A 22,474-nucleotide genomic window follows, 5' to 3' on the forward strand; every position below is an offset into this window, starting at 1 on the left:
CCGAGGCCTACTTGGCCTTCTCGAGGATCTCGACCAGGCGCCAGCGCTTGGAAGCGCTGAGGGGACGGGTCTCGCTGATCACGACGAGGTCGCCGACACCAGCGGTGCCGAGCTCGTCGTGGGCCTTCACCTTGGACGTGCGACGGATGATCTTGCCGTAGAGCGCGTGCTTCACGCGGTCCTCGACCTCGACCACGATGGTCTTGTCCATCTTGTCGCTGGTCACGTAGCCGCGACGCGTCTTGCGGTAGCCGCGAGTGAGGGCGGCGGAGGTCTTCTCTTCGTTCGCCATTACTTCTCCTCGGCGGTCTCGGCCTCGGTCGACTCAGCCGGCTTGTCAGCCTTCTTCGTCGTCTTCTTGGCCTTGGTGGCGGTCTCGACGGGCGCGGGAGTGGCACGGATGCCGAGCTCGCGCTCGCGGAGGACGGTGTAGATGCGAGCGATGTCGCGCTTGACGGCACGGAGACGACCGTGGCTCTCCAGCTGGCCGGTGGCCGACTGGAAGCGGAGGTTGAAGAGTTCCTCCTTGGCCTTCTTCAGCTCGTCAGCGAGACGCTCGTTCTCGAACGTGTCGAGCTCCGTCGGACGGAGCTCCTTGGAACCGATCGCCATTATGCGTCGCCCTCCTCGCGCTTGATGATGCGTGCCTTGAGGGGCAGCTTGTGGATTGCACGGGTCAGCGCCTCACGGGCGATGTCCTCGGTGACGCCGGAGAGCTCGAAGAGCACACGACCCGGCTTGACGTTGGCGACCCACCACTCGGGCGAGCCCTTACCGGAACCCATGCGGGTCTCAGCCGGCTTCTTCGTGAGCGGACGGTCCGGGTAGATGTTGATCCAGACCTTGCCGCCACGCTTGATGTGACGCGTCATGGCGATACGAGCGGACTCGATCTGACGGTTGGTCACGTACGCCGGGGTGAGGGCCTGGATGCCGTAGTCGCCGAAGCTGACCTTGGTACCACCGGTTGCCTGACCCGAACGCTTCGGGTGGTGCTGCTTACGGTGCTTGACTCGACGGGGAATAAGCATGGTTACGCCTCAACTCCTGCGCCGGCCGGCGCGTCCTGCGGGGCCTGCTGCGGGCGGCGGTCACCGCGGTCGCCGCCACGACGGTCGCCGCCACGGTCGCCACGCTCACCGCGCGGGCCGCCACGACGCTCGGGGCGCGACGAACGCTGGTTCGCCTGCTCGCGAGCGAGCTCCTTGTTCGTGATGTCGCCCTTGTAGATCCAGACCTTCACGCCGATGCGGCCGAACGTGGTCCGGGCCTCGTAGAAGCCGTAGTCGATGTTCGCGCGGAGGGTGTGCAGCGGCACACGGCCTTCGCGGTAGAACTCCGAACGGGACATCTCGGCGCCGCCGAGACGGCCCGACACCTGGATGCGGACACCCTTGGCGCCGGCGCGCTGTGCACCCTGCAGGCCCTTGCGCATGGCGCGACGGAACGCGACACGAGCGGAGAGCTGCTCGGCGATGCCCTGCGCGACGAGCTGGGCCTCGGTCTCGGGGTTCTTGACCTCGAGGATGTTCAGCTGGATCTGCTTCTTGGTGAGCTTCTCGAGCTCACCACGAACGCGCTCCGCCTCGGCGCCGCGGCGGCCGATGACGATGCCCGGACGCGCCGTGTGGATGTCCACGCGGACACGGTCACGGGTGCGCTCGAGCTCGATGCGAGCGACACCGGCGCGGTCGAGGGTCTTCTTCAGGTACTCGCGCACCTTGATGTCCTCGGCCACGTAGTCGGCGTAGCGCTGACCGGCCTTCTTGCTGTCGGTGAACCAGTGCGAGACGTGGTCCGTCGTGATCCCGAGACGGAAGCCGTACGGGTTGACCTTCTGGCCCATTAGTTGCTCGCCTTCTTGCTCGTCGCGGCAGCCTCGGCCTCTTCCGGCGTCGCGAGGACGACCGTGATGTGGCTGGTGCGCTTGTTGATGCGGAAGGCCCGGCCCTGGGCGCGCGGCTGGAACCGCTTCAGGGTCGTTCCCTCGTCGACGAAGACGCGGCTCACGTAGAGGTCGCGCTCGTCGAGGAAGCTGTTCGTCGAGTCAGCCTTCACCCGGGCGTTCGCGATCGCCGAGGCGACCAGCTTGTACACGGGCTCCGAAGCGCCCTGGGGGGCGAACTTCAGGATGGCGAGCGCCTCGTGGGCCTGCTTGCCGCGGATCAGCTCGATGACGCGACGGGCCTTCTGAGGCGTGACGCGGATGTGTCGCACGCGTGCGATCGACTCCACCATTTCGTTCCTCCTCTGCGTCCCCGCGTTAGCGGCGACGGCCCTTCTTGTCGTCCTTCACGTGACCACGGAAGGTGCGGGTCGGCGCGAACTCGCCGAGCTTGTGACCGACCATCGACTCGGTGACGAACACCGGGATGTGCTTGCGGCCGTCGTGCACCGCGATGGTGTGACCGAGCATGTTCGGGACGATCATCGACCGTCGCGACCAGGTACGGATCACGTTCTTGGTGTTGGCCTCGTTCTGCGTGACGACCTTGCGGAGCAGGTGCTCGTCGACGAAGGGGCCCTTCTTCAGACTGCGTGGCATCTTCTGAACTCCTACTTGCGCTTCTTGCCGGCGTTACGGCGACGGACGATGAGCTTGTCGCTCGGCTTGTTCGGCTTGCGCGTGCGACCCTCGGCCTGGCCCCAGGGGCTGACCGGGTGACGACCACCGGAGGTCTTGCCCTCGCCACCACCGTGGGGGTGGTCGACCGGGTTCATCGCGACACCACGCACGGTCGGGCGGACGCCCTTCCAGCGCATGCGGCCGGCCTTGCCCCAGTTGATGTTCGACTGCTCGGCGTTGCCGACCTCGCCGATCGTGGCGCGGCAGCGTGCGTCGACGTTGCGGACCTCGCCCGACGGCAGACGGAGCTGCGCGTAGGGGCCGTCCTTGGCGACGAGACGCACCGAGGCGCCGGCCGAGCGGGCCATCTTCGCGCCGCCACCGGGGCGGAGCTCGATGGCGTGCACGACGGTACCCACGGGGATGTTGCGCAGCGGCAGGTTGTTGCCGGGCTTGATGTCGGCGCCGGGGCCCTGCTCGATGACGTCGCCCTGCTTGAGCTTGTTCGGCGCGATGATGTACCGCTTCGTGCCGTCCACGTAGTGCAGGAGCGCGATGCGCGCAGTGCGGTTGGGGTCGTACTCGATGTGAGCGACCTTGGCGTCCACGCCGTCCTTGTCGGAGCGACGGAAGTCGATCACGCGGTACTGGCGCTTGTGGCCACCACCGATGTGACGCGTGGTGATGCGGCCGGAGCTGTTGCGACCACCGGTCTTCGGCAGCGGACGAAGCAGGGACTTCTCCGGAGTCGAACGGGTGATCTCAGCGAAGTCGGCGACCGACGAGCCGCGACGACCGGGGGTCGTCGGCTTGTAGTTACGAATAGCCATGATTTATCCCTCTGGTCCTCAGCCGACAGCCGTGAAGATGTCGATCGAACCGGACTTGAGCGTCACGATGGCGCGCTTGGTGTCCTTGCGCTTGCCGAGACCGAACTTGGTGCGACGGGTCTTGCCCGGGCGGTTCAGCGTGTTGATGCTCGCGACCTTGACCTCGAAGATCTTCTCGATGGCGAGCTTGATCTCGGTCTTGTTCGAACGGGGGTCCACGATGAACGTGTACTTGCCCTGGTCGATGAGCGCGTAGCTCTTCTCCGAGACGACCGGCGAGATGATGACGTCGCGCGGGTCCTTGTTGAAGCCGCTCATGCGGTGATCTCCTTCGCGGTCTTCGACGCGATGAAGGCGTCGAGGGCGCTCTTGCTGAAGACGACGGCGTCCGACTTGAGGACGTCGTAGGCGTTCAGCTGGCCGTACGAGAGCGCGTGGACGTTCGGCAGGTTGCGGATCGACTTGAGCGTCAGCTCGTCGTTCGACTCGAGCACGATCAGCACGTGCTTGACGGGCGCGACCTTCTCGAGGAGCGTGCGAGCGACCTTGGTCGACGGCACGTCGGCCTCGACGAAGCCGTCGACAGCCGAGATGCGGCCACCGCGGGCGCGGTCCGAGAGCGAGCCGAGCAGCGCTGCGGCGATCATCTTCTTGGGGGTGCGCTGCGAGTAGTCGCGGGGGGTCGGCCCGTGGACGACGCCACCACCGGTGTGCTCGGGAGCACGGACGGAACCCTGACGGGCGCGGCCGGTGCCCTTCTGCTTGAACGGCTTGCGACCGGCACCGCGGACTTCGCCGCGGTTCTTGGTCTTGTGGGTGCCCTGACGCGCGGCTGCGAGCTGCGCGGTGACGACCTGGTGGATCAGCGGGACGTTGGTCTCGACGTCGAAGAGAGCTGCGGGCAGCTCGACGGTGCCGGACTTGACACCCGATGCGTCGAGGACGTCGATCGTGGTTGCGGTCGTGGTGGCCATGATCACTTACCCTTCACGGCGGTGCGGACGAAGACGGAGCGGCCACGAGCACCGGGGACGGCGCCCTTGACGAGCAGCAGACCCTTCTCGGCGTCGACGGCGTGCACCGTGAGGTTGAGGACGGTCACGCGGTCGCCACCCATACGACCGGCCATGCGCATGCCCTTGAAGACACGCGACGGGGTCGAGGAAGCACCGATCGAGCCGGGCTTGCGGTGGTTGCGGTGTGCACCGTGCGAGGCGCCGACGCCGTGGAAGCCGTGGCGCTTCATGACACCGGCGAAGCCCTTGCCCTTGGAGGTACCGACGACGTCGACCTTCTGGCCCGCCGTGAACGTGCCGTCCACGGTGAGCTCCTGGCCGAGCGTGTACTCAGCGGAGTCGTTGGTCCGGATCTCGGTGAGGGTGCGACGCGGGGTCACGCCAGCGGCCTCGAAGTGGCCAGCGGCCGGCTTGTTGACCTTGCGCGGGTCGATGGCACCGGCGGCGATCTGGATCGCCTCGTAGCCGTCGCGCTCAGCGTTGCGGATCTGGGTGACCACGTTCGGGCCGACCTCGATCACGGTGACGGGGATGAACTTGTTGTTCTCGTCCCACACCTGGGTCATCCCGAGCTTCTTGCCGAGGAGGCCCTTGACGGTCTTGGTTGAGTTCGCCATTGGTCAGCCCCCTTACAGCTTGATCTCGATGTTGACGTCTGCCGGCAGGTCGAGTCGCATGAGCGAGTCAACGGCCTTCGGCGTCGGGTCGACGATGTCGATGACCCGCTTGTGCGTGCGCTTCTCGAAGTGCTCGCGCGAGTCCTTGTACTTGTGAGGGGAACGGATCACTGCGATCACGTTCTTCTCGGTGGGGAGTGGCACCGGGCCGACCACGGTTGCACCGGCACGGGTCACCGTGTCGACGATCTTCCGGGCCGACGTGTCGATGACCTCGTGGTCATACGACTTGAGCCGGATGCGGATCTTCTGTCCCGCCATGTGTCTCTTGTCCTCTCTCTGCGCCGCGCACCCGCAGGCCGCCTGACGCCGCTCGGCTCCGCATTGCTGCAGACCGTGCTGTTTTCCTGAACCAACCGGCCGCATCCGCTGGGGATGACCGCTGTTCACCTGTCAACCGCGCGGGCGACCTTGGCCGTCCAGCGTGGGCAATCGACTTCCTCGCACTCCGGGCGCAACAGTGTCGCGTCCGTCATGACCTCGGGGAGTCGTGTTCTGCTGCCTGCGGCCCAACCCAGCCCTGCTGAACAGGGGGGTTGTGCACTGCCAGAGCAGTGATCCTGCGGACTCGCACCCGCGGGGAATTCGGAACCGGACAAGTCTCGCATGTCCCGAGCCCACGTGCAACCCGGGCGTGTCGCGATGTGCCGGGCGTGTCGACACCGGCTCGCTTCCCCGGATCCACGCGGATCGGACGGCCTGGAGGCACGGGTCGCCGCCGCAACGCGGAGCGCCCTCCGGACATGGTCCGGAGGGCGCTCGTGGAGACGGTTACTCGGCCGTCACCGGAGGGACGAACCACGGCGGGAAGACCGCCACGCGCGGCGCGTGGCCGCCGTGGTCGGCGAGCACCGCACGGACCGTCTGACGGGCCTTGTCGTTCGGGACACCGATCACCGCGACGGACGAGAACGGCACGCTCGGCCCCGCGAGGAGCTCGAGTCCGAGCATCTCGGGGTCGGAGAAGTCGGTGCGGCGGATCAGGTTCGTCCCGGCGTCGGGGCCGACGGCGAACCGGACGTCGTCGGCGTCGGCGTCCTGGTCGGCGACGACCACCGAGCCACCGAACGCCGAGACCGGGACGACGAGCACGACGTAGTCCACCGCGCGCGTGCGTCGGGCGGCGTCGGACCACCGCTCCCCGACGGCGCCGGTGCGGAGTTCGTCCCACCGGACGGCATCCGGCGACAGGGTGAACGGCACGTGGCTCGCGATGGTGCTGCCGTCGGGCGCTTCGGCCTCGGCGCGTGCGGCCCGGGTCTCGGGGCTGCTGACGTCGACGGCGGGCTCCGCCTGGTCGGCCGCCAGGATGGCGCCGGACCCGACGATGCCGTCGAGGTTGTCGATGTGGGTCACGTGGTGCGCACGCAGCGACGCGAACACCCGAGCCTCGGGCAGGTCGGCCGACGACGACCGGAGCGACGTCGGTGAGCGCAGCGACGTCCCGGGGCCGGAGGCCGGCGGGTCGACGCGCAGGTTGGTGGTGATGCGGGTCCGCCGTGGCGCCGGAGCGGCTGGGATCGCCGACTCCTCACGCTGCCGGGGCGCGCAGATGTCGCAGAGCTCGGTGGGGAAACCGTGGATGCACTCGTCAGTCACGACTGTTGTGGGTCCTTCCGTGCCGTGTGGGGTGGTCCGGCACGTCGACCAACGCTACGTCATCCGGACGCTCCCGGGGTCATTGTCGGTAGAGCAGTGCCCGGACCTCGGACTCGGCGGCGTGGATCCGGGCCGGATCGATGGTCTCGCCGTGCTCGTAGGCGTCGAGCAGCCGCGGGTCGATGTAGCTCTGCCGGCACACCGTCGGGGTGTTGCCGAGCTCGTCGCTCGCGGCCTTCACGGCATGGGACACCGCACGCTTCCGCTTCGCCTGCGACGACAGCGGACCGGTCTGGGCAAGGTCGACGGCCGCGGCCACCGTGCCGTGCAGGGTGCGGAAGTCCTTCGCCGTGAAGTCGTCACCAGCACGCTCCTTGACGTAGGCGTTGATGTCCTCGGCGGACAACGGCTCCCACTCGTCACCGCGGCGTTCGCGGAACGACAGCAGTCGGGCGTTCGGCCCACGGCGCTTCATGCCGGCGATCACCGTCGCGAGGTCGGCGTCGTGGATCGACGACGACCACTCCTGCCCGCTCTTGCCGGGGAAGTCGAGCTCGATGTCGTCACCGGAGACGTGGGCGTGCGCGCACAGCAGGGTCGACAGTCCGCGGCTGCCGTGCTCGCTGGCGTACCGCTCCGATCCGACCCGCAGCGAGCCCTGGTCGAGCATCCGGAACGCTGCGGCCAGCGCTCGGCGGCGATCGGGTTCCGGTCGTCGGAGGTCCTGCGTGACCCCGCGCCGTGCGACCGGCAGCGACTCCGCGAGGGCGAGCGCCCGGTCGTACTTGATCCGGTCCATCCGTTCGCGCCACGACGGGTGGTACATGTACTGGCGGCGTCCGGCTCCGTCGATGCCGGTCGCGAGGACGTGCCCGTTCTCGTACGGCGAGATCCAGACGTCGTCCCAGGCCGGCGGGATGACGAGGTCCTCGAGCCGCTGACGCACCGAGGCATCGGTGACGGTCGCACCGTCGGGGTCACGGTACGAGAAGCCGCGGCCGCTCCGGACACGGTGGTAGCCACGACCGGAGGTCGTGGAACGGCGCAGACGAGTCACCCGGCCGAGCCAACTCCCCGCTGCCTGGGACGCCGTACGGGGCGGACGGACGCCGTCGTGGCGGGCGTACCCCGGGCCTCCCGTCCGCCGCCCGCCAGGGCCGTGAGCGGCCGACAGTGGCTCCGAGCGCTGCCACGTCGACCGGGGCAACGACACAGCGGGGCCGAGCCCGAAGGCTCGACCCCGCTGCGGCAGGTAACCGGAGTTACTTGAGGATCTTCTCGACCGTACCGGCGCCGACCGTACGACCACCCTCACGGATGGCGAAACGGAGGCCCTCTTCCATGGCGATCGGCTGGATCAGCTCGACGGTCATGGCGACGGTGTCACCGGGCATGACCATCTCGGTGCCCTCGGGCAGCGTGATGACGCCGGTGACGTCCGTGGTGCGGAAGTAGAACTGCGGACGGTAGTTCGCGTAGAACGGGTTGTGACGCCCGCCCTCTTCCTTGGTCAGGATGTAGGAGTTCGCCTGGAACTCGGTGTGCGGCGTGACCGAACCCGGCTTCACGACGACCTGGCCGCGCTCCACGTCCTCCCGCTTGAGGCCACGGATGAGCAGACCGGTGTTGTCACCGGCGACCGCCTGGTCGAGCAGCTTGCGGAACATCTCGATGCCCGTGACCGTGGTCTTCTGCGTCGCGCGGATGCCGACGATCTCGACCTCGGCGTTCAGGTTGAGCGTTCCACGCTCGACACGACCGGTGACGACCGTTCCACGACCGGTGATCGTGAAGACGTCCTCGATCGGCATCAGGAAGGGCTGGTCGGTGGCGCGCACCGGGTCCGGCACGTGCTCGTCGACCTGGGCCATGAGCTCCTGGACCGACTTGACCCACTTCTCGTCGCCCTCGAGCGCCTTGAGCGCCGAGACCTGCACGACGGGGGCGTCCTCGTCGAACTGCTGCGAGCCGAGGAGCTCGCGGACCTCGAGCTCGACGAGCTCCAGGATCTCCTCGTCGTCCACCATGTCGGACTTGTTCAGCGCGACGACGATGTAGGGGACGCCGACCTGGCGGGCGAGCAGCACGTGCTCACGCGTCTGGGGCATCGGGCCGTCGGTGGCGGCGACCACGAGGATCGCGCCGTCCATCTGCGCCGCACCCGTGATCATGTTCTTCACGTAGTCGGCGTGACCGGGGGCGTCGACGTGCGCGTAGTGACGCTTCTCGGTCTGGTACTCGACGTGCGAGATGTTGATCGTGATGCCGCGCTGGCGCTCCTCGGGAGCGTTGTCGATCTGCGCGAAGTCACGGGCCTCGTTGAGGTCCGGGTACTGGTCGTGCAGAACCTTGGTGATCGCCGCCGTGAGCGTGGTCTTGCCGTGGTCGACGTGACCGATGGTTCCGATGTTGACGTGCGGCTTGGTGCGCTCGAACTTGGCCTTGGCCACTGTGGGTCCTCCTCAGGACTCGGAAGCGTCATCCCCGGCCGGCCCTGGATGGGCTCGCGACCGTTGATGCGCGGTGTGTGTCTGTACTTTACTTGGTGGCGAGGGGCCCGTCGCCGGGCACCCCCGCCTGTGGAGAAGCGCTGAGCGCTACTCCCCCGCGTTCTTCGCGATGATCTCCTCGGCGACCTTGGCCGGGACCTGGCTGTAGGTCTCGAAGGTCATCGAGTAGACCGCACGACCAGAGGTCTTCGACCGCAGGTCGCCGACGTAGCCGAACATCTCGGACAGCGGCACGCTCGCGCGGACCACCTTGACGCCCGAGGCGTCCTCCATCGAGGCGATCTGGCCACGACGGGAGTTCAGGTCACCGATGACGTCGCCCATGTACTCCTCAGGAGTACGGACCTCGACGGCCATGATCGGCTCGAGGATCGCGGGACCGGCCTTGCGGGCCGCTTCCTTGTAGGCGATGGAACCGGCGATCTTGAACGCCATCTCGGACGAGTCGACGTCGTGCGCCGCGCCGTCCTTGAGGATGGCCTTCACGCCGACGGTCGGGTAGCCCGCGAGGATGCCGACCTGCATGGCGTCCTGGATACCGGCGTCGACCGAGGGGATGTACTCGCGCGGGACACGGCCACCGGAAGTCGCGTTGACGAACTCGTAGACCTTCTCGCTCGTGACCTCCATCGGCTCGAGCGCGATCTGCACCTTCGCGAACTGACCGGAACCACCGGTCTGCTTCTTGTGGGTGTAGTCGTAGCGCTCGACGATCTTGGTGAGCGTCTCGCGGTAGGCCACCTGGGGCTTGCCGACGCTCGCCTCGACGTGGAACTCGCGCTTCATGCGGTCGACGAGGATGTCGAGGTGGAGCTCGCCCATGCCCTTGATCGTCGTCTGACCGGTCTCGGCGTTGAGCTCGACGCGGAACGTCGGGTCCTCTTCGGCGAGCTTCTGGATGGCCGTGGAGAGCTTCTCCTGGTCAGCCTTCGTGTTCGGCTCGATCGCGACCTCGATGACCGGCTCCGGGAACGTCATCGACTCGAGGACGACCTGGTTGGTCGGGTCGCACAGGGTGTCACCGGTGGTGGTGTCCTTGAGGCCGATGACCGCGTAGATGTGGCCAGCGGTCACGTTGGCGACCGGGTTCTCCTTGTTGGAGTGCATCTGGAAAATCTTCCCGATGCGCTCCTTCTTGCCCTTGGTCGAGTTGATGACCTGTGCGCCGGACTCGATCGAGCCGGAGTACACGCGGACGTAGGTGAGGCGACCGAAGAAGGGGTGCACCGCGACCTTGAACGCGAGAGCCGAGAACGGCTCCGACGCGTCGGGCTTGCGGATGATCTCCTTCTCCTCGTCCTTGACGTCGTGGCCGATCATCGGCGGCACGTCGAGCGGGGACGGGAGGTAGTCGATGACGGCGTCGAGCATCGGCTGGACACCGCGGTTCTTGAACGCGGAACCGCACAGCACCGGGTAGAGCGTGCTGCTCACGGTGAGGGCGCGGATCGCGGCCTTGATCTCGTCGACCGAGAAGTCGGTGTCGCCCTCGAGGTAACGCTCCATGAGGACGTCGTCCGCCTCGGCCACGCGCTCGATGAGCTTCTCGCGGTACTCGGCGGCGCGGTCCTGCAGGTCGGCCGGGATCTCTTCGATCTCGTACTTCGCACCCATCGCGACGTCACCCTTGGCGTCGCCGCGCCAGGTGAGTGCACGCATCTGGACGAGGTCGACGACGCCTTCGAACGAGCTCTCCGAACCGATCGGCAGCTGGAGCACGAGGGGCTCCGCACCGAGGCGGTTGATGATCGTGTCGACGGTGTAGTAGAAGTCCGCGCCGAGCTTGTCCATCTTGTTGACGAAGCAGATGCGCGGGACGTTGTACTTGTCAGCCTGACGCCACACGGTCTCGGACTGGGGCTCGACGCCCTCCTTGCCGTCGAAGACGGCGACCGCACCGTCGAGGACGCGGAGCGAACGCTCCACCTCGACCGTGAAGTCCACGTGACCGGGGGTGTCGATGATGTTGATCTGGTTGTTGTCCCAGAAGCAGGTCGTCGCGGCCGACGTGATCGTGATGCCGCGCTCCTGCTCCTGCGCCATCCAGTCCATCGTGGCAGCGCCGTCGTGGACCTCACCGATCTTGTGCGTGATGCCCGTGTAGAACAGGATGCGCTCGGTCGTCGTGGTCTTGCCGGCATCGATGTGCGCCATGATGCCGATGTTGCGGACCTTGTTCAGGTCGGTGAGCACGTCCTGTGCCACAGGGTTCCTCCGGAAGAGTTGTAGGAGAGGTTGGCGGCCGTCCGGGCGCCGGGGTTCTTGACCACCGGTGCCCGGACGGTGCCGGGACTACCAGCGGTAGTGGGCGAAGGCCTTGTTCGACTCGGCCATCTTGTGCGTGTCCTCGCGGCGCTTGACCGCGGCACCGAGACCGTTCGACGCGTCGAGGATCTCGTTCATGAGACGCTCGGTCATCGTCTTCTCGCGACGGGCCTTGGCGTACGAGGTCAGCCAGCGGAGCGCGAGGGTGTTCGCGCGGTGCGGCTTGACCTCGACCGGGACCTGGTAGGTCGAGCCACCGACGCGGCGGCTGCGGACCTCGAGGGTCGGACGGACGTTGTCGAGCGCCTTCTTGAGCGTGACGACAGCATCCTGCTGGTTCTTGGCAGTGACGCCCTCGAGTGCACCGTAGACGATGCGCTCGGCGAGGCCCTTCTTGCCGTCGAGCAGGATCTTGTTGACGAGCTGGCTGACGATCGGCGCACCGTAGACCGGGTCGGCGACGACGGGACGCTTGGGGGCGGGACCCTTACGAGGCATCTAACTCAACCCTTCTTCGCGCCGTAGCGGCTACGAGCCTGCTTACGGTTCTTCACGGCCTGGGTGTCCAGGGCGCCACGGATGATCTTGTACCGCACACCGGGGAGGTCCTTCACACGACCGCCACGGACGAGCACCATCGAGTGCTCCTGGAGGTTGTGGCCCTCACCGGGGATGTACGCCGTGACCTCGGTGCCGTTCGAGAGCTTCACACGAGCGACCTTGCGCAGTGCAGAGTTCGGCTTCTTCGGGGTGGTGGTGTAGACGCGGGTGCACACACCACGCTGCTGGGGGTTCGCCTTCAGGGCGGGCGCCTTGGTCTTGGTGACCTTCGGCGTACGACCCTTGCGAACCAGCTGCTGAATAGTAGGCAACTGTTCTCCTGGTTCTTCGCTCGTGCTCTCTGGCCGGCGCGATCCGCCGGCTTCCTCGTCCCACGCTGATGACCGCCTGACGGCGGAGGAACCTGCGGGGGGACGGAGTGGTCCGACTGGGCGATCTCGCTCGCCGGACTTTTCGGGCGCGCCCGAGGGCGCACACCCAGAAGAGACTACCCGCGTAACGGGACGAAATCAATCCGGGCCGGCACCACGCCGGACACCGTCATGAGCCGGTGTCCGAGGACCCGTTGCCGACCGCCGACCGGAACGTCGCGCCCGAGCTCGAGAACCCCGTGATGTACCCGCTCGCGTTGACGTTGAGCGGTCCGGCCGTGGCCGTCCCGGTACCGCCCGCGCCGGCGATGTCCGCCGTGAAGGTGGCCCGGCCGAAGGTGGTGGTGGAGACGAGCCAGCCGTTCGTGGTCCAGCTGCCGACGGCGACGGTCGGCCGCGACTCGAGCGTCCACTTCTCGTTCGTGTAGGTGTACGCGGGGTTCTCGCCGTACGCGTAGAAGCTGCACCCGGCCGGTGCGGCGTCGTTCGAGGCGATGCAGCCGTCCACCCAGGCGTCCACGGCCCGCTTCGCCGCCTGGTCGCCCGCGTTCGTGAGCGTCGCGGTCATCTGCACGGGCGTCGAGGTGCTGCCACCGAACCCGCCCACGACGGCGCTGCCACCCGTGGCCTTCGTCCACTTGCCGCCGTCGTACGTGACCGCGTAGGTGCCGGGGAGGGCGCGGAGACCGACGGTGCCGTCCTTCGGGGTCTTCGTCGACGTGCCCGCGACCTGCACCGAGGCGCCGGCCGGACCCCGGACGCTGACGTCGACGCTGCCGAGCTCCGGCGCCTGCAGCTCCCACACCGGGAACACGCCCCAGTCGGTGCCGGTCTTGTCGAGCGTGAAGGTCGCCGCGACGTCACGGCCGGCCTGGCGCAGGTAGGCGCGGACGGTGGCGGTGTCGCCGTCCGTGCGCGTCGCGGCCACCCGGTAACCGGTGACCTTCGCGGTCGCCTTCGCGTACGCGGCGTCGGTGAGGAGCACGTCCGACTTCGTCCGGTCGATGCCCGCTGCGTCGAGGGCGTCGGTGACCTTCCCCGCGGTCAGGTCGTCGAGGAACGCCCGCACGGGGCGGTCGGCCGAGTGGGTGGCCGATCCGATCAGCGACCCGGCGATGCCGCCGACCAGGAGCAGCGACAACGCCGCGATGCCCGCGATGATCCCGACGACCTGGCCGCGGCGGAGCTTCCGGCGCGGAGCGCGCGACGCGGTCGGAGCGTACTGCGCGCCGTGCGCGGTCGTCCCGACCTGCGCCGTCGACCCGGCCGGCGCGTTCTGCGCGGCCGCGGGCGTCTCTTGCGTCCCGCGGATCGACGCCACCGACGGCACGGCTCCCCAACCGTCCTGCTGGTCCGGATCCGGCGTGTGCTGGTCGCTCATCGTTCCCCCGTTGCGTGTGCGTCGTGCCCGGGCAGACTACCGCCCGACGGTGTCGTCACCCGCGACGGTCGGCTCCTGCCGCTGCCCTGCCGTGGATGTCGAGCCCGTCGTCCGGGCCTGGTGCCGGGCCATGGAGATCCCGCCGATCACCGACAGGAGCGCCACCACGACGGAGCCGACGACGAACGGCCCGAGTGCGTAGCCGGCCGGGAAGACGAGGAGCTCGGTCAGGTCGCGGCGGATCGCCGCGTACCCGACGGCACCGACGCCGAGCATGACCAGGTAGGCGGTCGCGGCGGCGACCAGGCCGGTGACACCGGGGTTGCCCTCTCGCGCGCCGACCGCGGTCGCGAGGAACACCACCACTGCGGCGCCGATCACCATGGCCGGGCCGAGGTACGGGGTCGCGTCCGGCTGCGCGATCGCCTCGACGTCAGCGAGGAGCGCTTCGAACCCCGCGACGGCGACGACGAGCGCGATGAAGAGGACGGACGTCATCGTCGCGATCAACCACCGGGACATGAGGTGATCGTATCGCCGACGGGACCGTCAGCGGGTGGCTTCGGTCCGCTCCGCGTGGTCGGCGCCTTCAGGGGAGCCTGCGCTCTCCGCGCTGTCTGCACGCTCCACGTGCCCCTGCGCTGCGGCGACCAGGGCCAGTGCGATCGTCGCGGTGATGATCGGGACGGTCTCGGTCATCGGAGCGACCTGCGTCGTGCTCGTGGTCGGCGCTGCCTGGAGGCCCGGGGCTGCGTCCGCCTCGGAGGGCTCCTCCGGTTCGTGGTCGCGCAGGGCCGGGCCGATGATCGGCAGGACGCCGGTGGTCGACGCCGGCTCGGCGTGCAGCACGGTCGCCTCGGAGGCCGCCGGCTCGCCGCGTTTCGCCGCGCGACGGGCGCGTCCCATCTTCACCAGGACGACCACGGCGACGATCGCCCAGATGCCGTTGACGATGGTGGACGGCACCGCGTGGTGCGCGGCCACGTTGACGGCGACGGCCAGCCCGCCGACGAGGTTGAAGAGCTGGTAGACCGGCCCGTTCGGGAGCTTCCCCGTGGAGAAGAGAATGTAACCAGCCAGCACGGTTACAGCGCCGAACCAACCAAGGAATTCCACGATTCCGACCAACACGCGCGACTCCGGGCACGACGGGAACGGCCGGTTCGAGCCGACCGTTCGAGAGGGGGATGAGCAGCCGCGATCACGGCGTCGTGAGCATCGTACGCACACCGACGGGTGTCGCGGAAGAGGGGTCGGCGTGGCGCGTCACACCCCAGTGGGAGGGGGTCGGATCAGCCCTTGGCCGAGGCGCTCGCCTCGGTCGTCAGGACGTACACGTACCCGCCGAAGGTCCACGTCGTCGAGGCGGCTGCGGCCTGGTCGGTGGAGTCCTGCGTGGCCGACGACGAGACGGTGTTGACGAGGAAGAGACGGGCTCCGTCCTGGAGTCCACCGACGAACGCGAGGGCTTGGTCGAAGGACCCGTCGACCGACACGGAGACCGGGATGGCGGAGAAGTTCTCGCCCGAGATCGCCGGGTCGGTGAGCGGCGTGGTGGCCGCGGCGGTGGGTTCAGCCGTCGCCCCTTCCGTCGCCTCGTCGGTCGGGGCTGCGTCAGCGTCCGTGGCGGTACCGGCCGAGACGGGTGCGGTGTAGGCGACCGCGTCCGACGTCGTGATCGCGGAGACCTTGACGCCGGAGGTGGCGGCGACCCCGTCGACCGCTCCGTAGAAGGACGACATGTTCGCCCCCGACGGCACCGAGGCCGTGAGCTTCGCGAGCTCGGCCTTGAGCGCCGGCAGGGACTTTGCGCGGTCCTTGAGCCGGGCCAACTCCGCCGCCGTCGTGCGGTTCGTCGCGTCCACCGAGGTCTGCTCGACCCGGTCGTTCGCGGCCTGAGCGAGTTGCGGCTGCACACCGAGGAAGAACCCGGCGAGCGCCACGACGACCATCGCCACCACGGCGATCAGCATGTTGAGTCGGTTGCGGGTCATCTCACTCGCCCTTGTCCTGGTACTTGCCGTCGTAGGCGGCATCGTCGACGTGGATCGTCATGTTCACCGTGTAGGTGCCGGTCGTCTCGTCGAGGGTGACCGAGTTCGCGGTCGCGTCGACGAAGCCGGTCAGCCCCTTGACGGCGTCGAGCCACTCCGGCACCGACGGCAGGGTCGGGCTCTGGGCGTCGATCGTCAGGGTCGCGACGCGCTGCCCCTGCAAGGGAGTGTCCGCCTGGGCATACGCCTCGAGCGGCGTCGCAGAATCGATGGCGACACCGGTGATCGCGACCCCGGCCGGCAGTGAGGACTTCAGCGACGTCAGGTAGGGCTGCCAGGCGATCTCGGTGGAGCCGCCGACGGACCGTGCGGCCTCGCGCAGCACCGTCCCGGTCTCGGTCTCGCGGACCTCCTTGAACTGCGCCTGCTGTCGCAGGAGGGAGAGCGTCTGGTTCTGCGCGTCCACGAGGTCGTCGTGCGACTGCGTGCTGAGGAGATCGGCGCCGCCGATCGCGATGCCGACGAGGACGGCGACCAGGACGACACCGGCCCACATGCGGCGGACCACCCTGCGCGCTCGGCGATCGGCGAGCACCTCGGTGGGCAGCAGGTCCGCACTGGGACGTCTGCCGATCACGATCTCGTTCGCGTTGCCCCGACTCTGCCGCCTGACACGCTCGGCACTGTCCACCGCCACCCGGGCGGCGGCGCTGTCCGCGTTGCCGCGTCGACGAGCAACCGTGGGCAGCATCGACTTGGTCGTCTGGCTCATGCTGCCTTCCCTCCGGCCGCGAGTCCCCAGGCGACCGCGATGGACGCGCCGTGCGCGTGCAGGTCCTCAGTCCGGACCGACTTCGCGACGGCCGCGTTGGCGAAGGGGGCACCGAACCGGACCGGCGTCCGGGTGAACTCCGACAACGCGACCGCGAATCCGGGAAGGGCCGCTCCCGCACCGCTGAGCAGGATCTCCGCGACGGGCTCCTCCGGGTGGGTGTTCGCGAAGTAGTTGATCGTGTTCCGCAGACTCGCGAGCATCTCGCCCACCGTCTCGCGGACTGCAGCGACGGCGAGCGCGTCGTCGCCCGTCTGCGCGGTGAGCGGGTCCATGCCGAGGTGTCGTTTCACGGCCTCGGCAGCGTTCTCGTTGATGGACATCCGTCCAGCGAGCATCCGCGTGATGTCGTCGCCACCCGTCGGGATGATGCGGACGAACTTCGGAACCCCGTCGGTGACGACCACCACGGTCGTCGTGTTGCCACCGCACTCGACGATGGCCACCGTTCCCCGCCTGCTCGTCGGAGCGAGCACCCGCGCGAGCGCGAACGGGATGAGGTCCACGCCGACCGGGTTGAGGCCAGCGTTCTGGACGGCGCGCACGTTCGCGAGGACCGCGTCCTTCACGGCGGCGACGAGCAGGCCGGTGACGGTGGGGCCGTTCTCCCCGAAGCCCTCACCCGTCGGGTAGAAGTCGAGGATGGCGTCGCCGACCGGCACCGGGAGCATGTCCTGCACCTGGAACGGCAGGGACTCACGGATCTGCGCGATCGGGGCACGTGGCACGGTCAGGTCCCGCGACAGCACACGCTGGTTGCCCATGCCGAGCACGACGTCCTTGGACCGGAAGCGTCCGATCGACCAGAGCTGGCGGAGTGCACCGGCGACGGTGTTGGGCTCGACCACCTCACCCTGACGCGTGGCGCCCTCGGGGACCGGGACCTCGGCGAACCGCACGATGGTCGGCTTCGGCCGATCGGCGTCCTGCACCTCGACCGCGCGGATCGCTGCGGCGCCGATGTCGACTCCGACGATGCTCTTCGGCATTGCTGGTCCTTCCGTGACCGTCTTCGGGTCGGTCTGATGGTGCGGTGCGGCGTCGTGGGTCCGACGTCAGGCGAGCCCGAGCACACCCAGGTACAGGTCCCAGACCGGCGCACCGACGGCGATGCCGAGCCAGGCGCCCGCGAGCATCCAGGGGCCGAACGGGATCCCGCTCCGGCGGCCCGCCCGGCGTACGACCAGGAGGACGATTGCGAAGGTACCGCCGAGCAGGAACGCCCCGAAAGAACCCACTGCGAGGGGTCCCCATCCGAGGTACGCGAGCACGAAGCCGAGGACGCCGGCGAGCTTCACGTCGCCGAGCCCCATCCCGCCGGGCACCGCGACCGCGAGCGCGAGGTAGGCGAACCCGAGGACGACGAGACCGATGGGGCCCCGGAGCGCAGCAGCCCAGTCACCGGAGACCGCCGACGCAGCGAGCAGGAGCAGCGGCAGCACGATGTAGGCCGGCAGCACGATGCGGTTCGGCAGCGTGTGCGTGTCGAGGTCGATCAGTGCCAGCGAGACGCTGGTCGCCATCAGGTAGAGGAACGCTGCGAGCAGCAACACGCCGTGGACGACACCCCGGGTGCCGTCGAGGTCGGCAAGCGGCGACCACGGCGCGAGCGCCGAGAAGATCGTCACCGCGACGAACAGGAGGCCCGTGGCGGTTTCCACGAGCGGGTACCGGGCCGAGATCGGCACACCGCAGTCTCGGCACCGAGCGCGCAGGAGGAGCCACGACAGCACCGGCACGTTGTCGCGTGATCGGATCTCGTGTCCGCAGCCCGGGCACGCGCTCGCCGGCGCAACGACGGACATGCCCGCAGGGACGCGGTACACGACCACGTTCAGGAAGGAGCCGATCGCCAGTCCGAGCAGCCCGACGAGGACGGTGACGAACGGTGCGACGGACGACAGCGCGGTCATGGTCACTTGCCCGTCGGGGTGCCGTCGGCGCGGTATGCCGTGGCGGACTCGGTCTCCGTGGTCACGCCGTAGGTGGTCGAGACGGGCTGCAGGAACTTGGGCGGGGCGGAGGTCTTCAGTCGTCGGTCGTAGGAGTAGGCCTTCGCGTAGCCCGTGGACCAGCTACTGCCGCCCGAGTACGAGGTACGCACCGATCCGCGGAACTGCTGCGCGATGGAACCGTAGATCGTGAGGGTGCCGAGGTTCGCGCCGAACGCGCCGTTCTGGACGTTGAAGGTCCCGAGGTTGCTCGCGATCGCGGCGTCGACCTCGATGTTGGTGGTCGCCGCCAGGTTCGCGGACGATCCGTTCGACGTGGAGCAGGCGCTGCTGGTTCCCGAGGAGCACGAGATGGGGTTGTAGATCGAGACGGCCTTCTGCCCGACGATGCCGAGCATGTCGTCCGAGCTCCGGCCGTTCTGGTAGACGATGCTGCCGGTCACGTACACGAAGTTCTCGGCCGCGAGGGTCATATGCCCGCCGAACGAACCGGACACGAAGACGTCGCCGTTTCGGCACCCGTAGTACCCGGAGTCACCGAGACTCCCGGTGAACTCGTTGTTCTTCGGGTACCCGAGTCCGTTGCCGTAGTCGGAGGTCGTCGTCGCGTTGCTCCCGCTTCCGCTCTTGACGTTCTGCTGGCAGTACACCGGTGCCCCCGCGGTCACGGTTCCGTTGACCGTTCCGCTCGGCGTCGTGTTGGCGGCCCAGTAGTTCGGATCGCCGCTGACGCTCGGAACCGTCTGCACGTAGACGAGGTTCGCCGGCAGGGTCGGGATCACCGCACCCGAACCCCCGAGCGCCGACACGGATCCGCACAGCGCGTCATTGGTGCTGCCCCCGGTGATCGTGCCGTTCGTCGCCCCGGTCAGCTGGGTCTTCTTCGTCCACGGCGAGACGACTCGCATCTTGCCCCCGGCCAGGAAGGTGATCGAGGTCGGTCCGGTGTAGACGCACCCGGGCTTCGCGACCTTGTCCGGGATGTCGGTCCGGGCCTCTTGCTTCATGTTCGCGTTCGTGCTCGGCATCGGCAGCGTGCCCGCGGTCGTGATCGGGCCGCCGTTGAACTTCGTCGAGGTCTTGCAGGCCGAGCTGATCGCCGTTTCCTTGCTGGTGTAGAAGAAGCCGGCGGCGCCCGTGTCCTGCACGGTCGAGTTGAAGGTCGCGCCGCAGGCGGTGATCACGTCGTTCGTCCGCACCGGGCCGTCGAGTGTGTCTCCGGAGGCGAACTGGACGGCGTTGCAGCTGGTGGTCTGGTTCCAGTTGCTGTCGTTGCGGTGCGCTGACGTGCACCGCGCCGATCCGCCGGTGACGGTCTCGCCCGTGAGGCTCGGGTCCTGCGACTCGTAGTTGGTGAAGTAGAGGTAGTTGACGAACCCGTCGCCGCGCAGGTCGACGACGAGCGTGCGGGTCGCGGTGTCCGCCTTGCCGGTGACCCGCAGTCGCACCTTGCCGGTGTTCGCGTAGTCGGAGTTGTCGACCTCGTACCGGAAGAACTGGTCGGTGCTGCCGACGACCGGGGCCCAGGTCCCGCCCAGTGCGGTCCCGAACGCCTTGTTGGTGCTGTCGAGAGAGTAGGTACTCGTACTCGAGAATGCGGTGCGAACGCCGTAGTTGACGTAGGAGTTGTCCGCGGCGAGGCGGCCCTGGTAGTCGGAGAGGCCTGCGTACGCCGCGGCCATGGCCTTGTTGTAGTCGTCGTCGTTCGACGCCTTCGTCGCACCGCTCGTCGCGGTGGCGACGACGAGCGACAGCACGATCATGAGTACCGCGCCGAGGCCGATGACCGCCGCCAGAGCGACACCGCGTTCGTCGTCGCGTTCGCGCAGGGCGCGGACCAGTCGGATGAGCATCATGACTCCGTCGCTGCGCCGTAGTCGAGGTTGCGCAGGTTGATGGTGGCTTGGAACGTGGTGTCGTTCGCCGTCGTGCCCGATGCGGATGCCACCTTGAGGTTGACGTCGACGGACCGGATGGAGTCGAGGGTGGCGGACGTCGGGCTGATCGTGTCCCCCGACGCGTTGACGTAGCCGAACAGGGCGCTGTTGGCGCCGCTCGTCCGGACGACGTCGGCCAGGACGACGGTCTTCGTCGTGCCGGTGAACGTGCAGTACCCGCTCGCAGGACAGTCTCCACGCTGCAGCTGCATGCGGAGCTTGGTGCCCTGCACGTCGATGGTGACCTTGGTGAGTCCGGCTCGAGACGTCGAGAGATCGACGCCGGAGTAGAACTGCATGCTCGTCGCCGAGGCGCTCTCGAACGCCGCTCGGTTCGTCGTCTTCGTGACCTGCCACCGCGATGCTTCGCGCAGGTAGCGACTCACCTGCGTCATCGAGGTCGTTCCTTGGCGAGTGCTCTCGTTCACTGAGGAGACGGTCCGCTGCGCCTTGAGCATCGACACGAAGAAGCTGCCGACCAGCGTGAGGAGCAGCGACGTGATGAGCATCGCAACGAGGAGTTCGACGAGGGTGATCCCGCGTTGGTCGCGGTGGAGACGGCGGAGCAGCGCGCGCATCAGCCGGCCGGCCGCGGGTCGACCATGACGGCGCCACCGGTGACGACCCCGTTGGTGACCATGGCGGCGTTCTCCGTCTTGAGCGTCAGGGCGTTGGTCGTGGAACCGGCCGACGACCCCGAGTAGAGCCTCCACGTGCCCCACGGCAGCGCAATCGTCGCGGTGTCCGCCTTCAGCACGGGGAACTGCAGGGTCATGCCCACGGCGCACCCCGGGTCACCGTTCACTGGCGTTGTGGTCTTCGCGGTCAGGTACTGGCCAGCGGTGAGCTTGGAGAGTTTGACCGCGCCCATCTGCACTGCGACGGTCGACGTGTTGTTCGCAGGTTCGGACGGCGTTCCGACCTTGCCCTTCGCGTTGGGGGTCGTCCAGGATCCCGGCTCGGGGGCGATGCATGTCGTCGAGGACGCGGAGCCCGACGCATCCACGACGTAGGTGCCGGCAACCGCCCGGTAGCCGACCCCGAAGGGGAACAATGATGCGGACCCAGCCGTGTTCGTCAGTTGTGTCGTCCCCGAGGCCGGGTTGATGAGCGTGGTCGGCATGTTCGTGGGGAGGACCGCACCGACCGATGGTGTGGTCGTGTACCCGAAGGTGTACTTCGCCGCCGCGTCGAAGCTGAACGCAGCCGCTCCGGATGCGCCAGCAGCGACGGTGACCGTCTGCGATGACGGGCTGGCCTGCTGGTTCGTGTCGACGTACCCGGTCCGGGCGACCTTCACCGTGTAGGTGCCGGGCGCGACACCGGAGACGTAGGTGCACCCTTCGGCGTCCGTCGCGGGGACGGTGACGCCGTCCGGACCGGTGATCGTCGGGACGATTCCCGAGACCCCGACGCCGTTCGCGTTCGCCACGCCGATGAGGATCGAGCCCGTGGTGTCCGAGTTGATGTTCGTGAGCGGGGCGATCGCGCTGGACATCGTCACCTGCTGCGAACCAGACGACGACGCGCTCGTCTTCCAACTGACCGTGACGGTGACGGCCTTGTACGACAGCGAGCCGTCACCGGTTCCGCATGCGGTCGCGCTGCCGGAGGAACGCGTCCAGGAGACCTCCCGCGTCAACGCGAACGTCTGGTTGCCGACCGTCGGCGTCGCGGTGCCGCTCTTGATGTCGAAGATGCTGGGGAGGTCGCGGAGGCTGTCGATGTCCTCCATCGCGACCGTCGACGCGACCTCGCGAGCGCGGGTGTCCTTCGAGAGGACGAGCGACGCAGTGATGCCGGCGGCGATCCCGGCGGCGATGACGGCGAAGATGGTCATCGCGACCATCACCTCGATGATCGTGAAGCCGTCCTCGTTGCCACGGGCGGAACGCAGTCGATCGGCGATGCGCGAGATCATGGCGTTCCTTTCCTCGTGTCGGTTGCCGAGACGCCCAGAAGGGCTGCGATCCGGGGACCACA

Annotated in this window: 27 protein-coding genes; all 27 read right to left on the reverse strand. The window is 68.2% G+C overall.

The window, feature by feature from the left end:
• Positions 1-7: 7 nt before the first annotated feature.
• The gene (rpsQ, locus tag EDF33_RS01460; protein WP_111083463.1) at positions 8-292 is read right to left on the reverse strand and encodes a 30S ribosomal protein S17; all 285 of its coding nucleotides are present in this window, start codon (positions 290-292) and stop codon (positions 8-10) included.
• On the reverse strand, positions 292-612 hold the full coding sequence (gene rpmC, locus EDF33_RS20650; RefSeq protein ID WP_111083464.1) for a 50S ribosomal protein L29: 321 nt from the start codon (positions 610-612) through the stop codon (positions 292-294). The genes rpsQ and rpmC overlap by 1 nt, the downstream gene beginning before the upstream one ends.
• On the reverse strand, positions 612-1,031 hold the full coding sequence (gene rplP / locus EDF33_RS01470) for a 50S ribosomal protein L16 (RefSeq protein WP_111083465.1): 420 nt from the start codon (positions 1,029-1,031) through the stop codon (positions 612-614). Before rplP ends, rpmC begins: the two co-directional genes overlap by 1 nt.
• Before the next feature lie 2 nt (positions 1,032-1,033).
• Positions 1,034-1,846, reverse strand: coding sequence for a 30S ribosomal protein S3 (rpsC, locus tag EDF33_RS01475; protein WP_017885527.1), 813 nt, complete (start codon positions 1,844-1,846; stop codon positions 1,034-1,036).
• A complete protein-coding gene (gene rplV, locus EDF33_RS01480; protein WP_111083466.1) occupies positions 1,846-2,238 on the reverse strand; it encodes a 50S ribosomal protein L22 in 393 nt (130 codons plus the stop codon). Before rplV ends, rpsC begins: the two co-directional genes overlap by 1 nt.
• Positions 2,239-2,263: 25 nt before the next feature.
• Entirely contained in the window at positions 2,264-2,545 is a 282-nt protein-coding gene (gene rpsS, locus EDF33_RS01485) for a 30S ribosomal protein S19 (protein ID WP_017885529.1), read from the reverse strand.
• Positions 2,546-2,556: 11 nt separating this feature from the next.
• On the reverse strand, positions 2,557-3,396 hold the full coding sequence (rplB, locus tag EDF33_RS01490) for a 50S ribosomal protein L2 (RefSeq protein WP_111083467.1): 840 nt from the start codon (positions 3,394-3,396) through the stop codon (positions 2,557-2,559).
• Positions 3,397-3,414: 18 nt separating this feature from the next.
• Complete coding sequence (rplW, locus tag EDF33_RS01495; RefSeq protein ID WP_111083468.1) at positions 3,415-3,714, reverse strand: 50S ribosomal protein L23; 300 nt, start codon at positions 3,712-3,714, stop codon at positions 3,415-3,417.
• A complete protein-coding gene (gene rplD / locus EDF33_RS01500; RefSeq protein WP_111083469.1) occupies positions 3,711-4,370 on the reverse strand; it encodes a 50S ribosomal protein L4 in 660 nt (219 codons plus the stop codon). The genes rplW and rplD overlap by 4 nt, the downstream gene beginning before the upstream one ends.
• A gap of 2 nt (positions 4,371-4,372) precedes the next feature.
• Positions 4,373-5,029, reverse strand: coding sequence for a 50S ribosomal protein L3 (gene rplC / locus EDF33_RS01505; RefSeq protein WP_027466731.1), 657 nt, complete (start codon positions 5,027-5,029; stop codon positions 4,373-4,375).
• Positions 5,030-5,041: 12 nt separating this feature from the next.
• Positions 5,042-5,350, reverse strand: coding sequence for a 30S ribosomal protein S10 (gene rpsJ, locus EDF33_RS01510; RefSeq protein WP_017885534.1), 309 nt, complete (start codon positions 5,348-5,350; stop codon positions 5,042-5,044).
• Between the two features lie 510 nt (positions 5,351-5,860).
• Complete coding sequence (locus EDF33_RS01515) at positions 5,861-6,688, reverse strand: DarT ssDNA thymidine ADP-ribosyltransferase family protein (protein WP_132099131.1); 828 nt, start codon at positions 6,686-6,688, stop codon at positions 5,861-5,863.
• Between the two features lie 79 nt (positions 6,689-6,767).
• Complete coding sequence (locus EDF33_RS01520) at positions 6,768-7,745, reverse strand: DNA topoisomerase IB (protein ID WP_123936960.1); 978 nt, start codon at positions 7,743-7,745, stop codon at positions 6,768-6,770.
• A gap of 205 nt (positions 7,746-7,950) precedes the next feature.
• Positions 7,951-9,138, reverse strand: a complete 1,188-nt coding sequence (gene tuf, locus EDF33_RS01525; RefSeq protein ID WP_123293136.1) for an elongation factor Tu — start codon at positions 9,136-9,138, stop codon at positions 7,951-7,953.
• Positions 9,139-9,285: 147 nt separating this feature from the next.
• Complete coding sequence (gene fusA / locus EDF33_RS01530; RefSeq protein ID WP_111083473.1) at positions 9,286-11,403, reverse strand: elongation factor G; 2,118 nt, start codon at positions 11,401-11,403, stop codon at positions 9,286-9,288.
• An 87-nt stretch (positions 11,404-11,490) separates the two neighbouring features.
• Positions 11,491-11,961 (reverse strand): 30S ribosomal protein S7, encoded by a 471-nt coding sequence (gene rpsG, locus EDF33_RS01535; RefSeq protein WP_055950927.1) that lies wholly within the window; start codon positions 11,959-11,961, stop codon positions 11,491-11,493.
• A 5-nt stretch (positions 11,962-11,966) separates the two neighbouring features.
• On the reverse strand, positions 11,967-12,335 hold the full coding sequence (rpsL, locus tag EDF33_RS01540) for a 30S ribosomal protein S12 (protein ID WP_017885540.1): 369 nt from the start codon (positions 12,333-12,335) through the stop codon (positions 11,967-11,969).
• 229 nt (positions 12,336-12,564) lie between these two features.
• The gene (locus EDF33_RS01545; RefSeq protein ID WP_131877656.1) at positions 12,565-13,776 is read right to left on the reverse strand and encodes a hypothetical protein; all 1,212 of its coding nucleotides are present in this window, start codon (positions 13,774-13,776) and stop codon (positions 12,565-12,567) included.
• Positions 13,777-13,812: 36 nt separating this feature from the next.
• The gene (locus tag EDF33_RS01550) at positions 13,813-14,298 is read right to left on the reverse strand and encodes a DUF6121 family protein (RefSeq protein ID WP_131877658.1); all 486 of its coding nucleotides are present in this window, start codon (positions 14,296-14,298) and stop codon (positions 13,813-13,815) included.
• Positions 14,299-14,325: 27 nt separating this feature from the next.
• Positions 14,326-14,892, reverse strand: a complete 567-nt coding sequence (locus EDF33_RS20025) for a hypothetical protein (RefSeq protein ID WP_165918689.1) — start codon at positions 14,890-14,892, stop codon at positions 14,326-14,328.
• Between the two features lie 176 nt (positions 14,893-15,068).
• The gene (locus tag EDF33_RS01560; protein WP_132099132.1) at positions 15,069-15,770 is read right to left on the reverse strand and encodes a hypothetical protein; all 702 of its coding nucleotides are present in this window, start codon (positions 15,768-15,770) and stop codon (positions 15,069-15,071) included.
• Between the two features lies 1 nt (position 15,771).
• Positions 15,772-16,542, reverse strand: coding sequence for a hypothetical protein (locus EDF33_RS01565; RefSeq protein ID WP_132099133.1), 771 nt, complete (start codon positions 16,540-16,542; stop codon positions 15,772-15,774).
• The gene (gene pilM, locus EDF33_RS01570) at positions 16,539-17,591 is read right to left on the reverse strand and encodes a type IV pilus assembly protein PilM (RefSeq protein WP_132099134.1); all 1,053 of its coding nucleotides are present in this window, start codon (positions 17,589-17,591) and stop codon (positions 16,539-16,541) included. The genes EDF33_RS01565 and pilM overlap by 4 nt, the downstream gene beginning before the upstream one ends.
• 66 nt (positions 17,592-17,657) lie before the next feature.
• Positions 17,658-18,515, reverse strand: a complete 858-nt coding sequence (locus EDF33_RS01575; protein ID WP_165918690.1) for an A24 family peptidase — start codon at positions 18,513-18,515, stop codon at positions 17,658-17,660.
• Positions 18,516-18,517: 2 nt separating this feature from the next.
• Entirely contained in the window at positions 18,518-20,410 is a 1,893-nt protein-coding gene (locus tag EDF33_RS01580; RefSeq protein ID WP_132099136.1) for a hypothetical protein, read from the reverse strand.
• Positions 20,407-21,069: a prepilin-type N-terminal cleavage/methylation domain-containing protein gene (locus EDF33_RS01585; RefSeq protein WP_132099137.1), complete on the reverse strand. Its 663-nt coding sequence runs from the start codon at positions 21,067-21,069 to the stop codon at positions 20,407-20,409. The genes EDF33_RS01580 and EDF33_RS01585 overlap by 4 nt, the downstream gene beginning before the upstream one ends.
• Complete coding sequence (locus EDF33_RS01590; RefSeq protein WP_132099138.1) at positions 21,069-22,412, reverse strand: prepilin-type N-terminal cleavage/methylation domain-containing protein; 1,344 nt, start codon at positions 22,410-22,412, stop codon at positions 21,069-21,071. Before EDF33_RS01590 ends, EDF33_RS01585 begins: the two co-directional genes overlap by 1 nt.
• Positions 22,413-22,474 lie beyond the last annotated feature (62 nt).

The organism is Curtobacterium sp. PhB146 (assembly GCF_004342995.1).
Taxonomy (GTDB): Bacteria; Actinomycetota; Actinomycetes; order Actinomycetales; family Microbacteriaceae; genus Curtobacterium.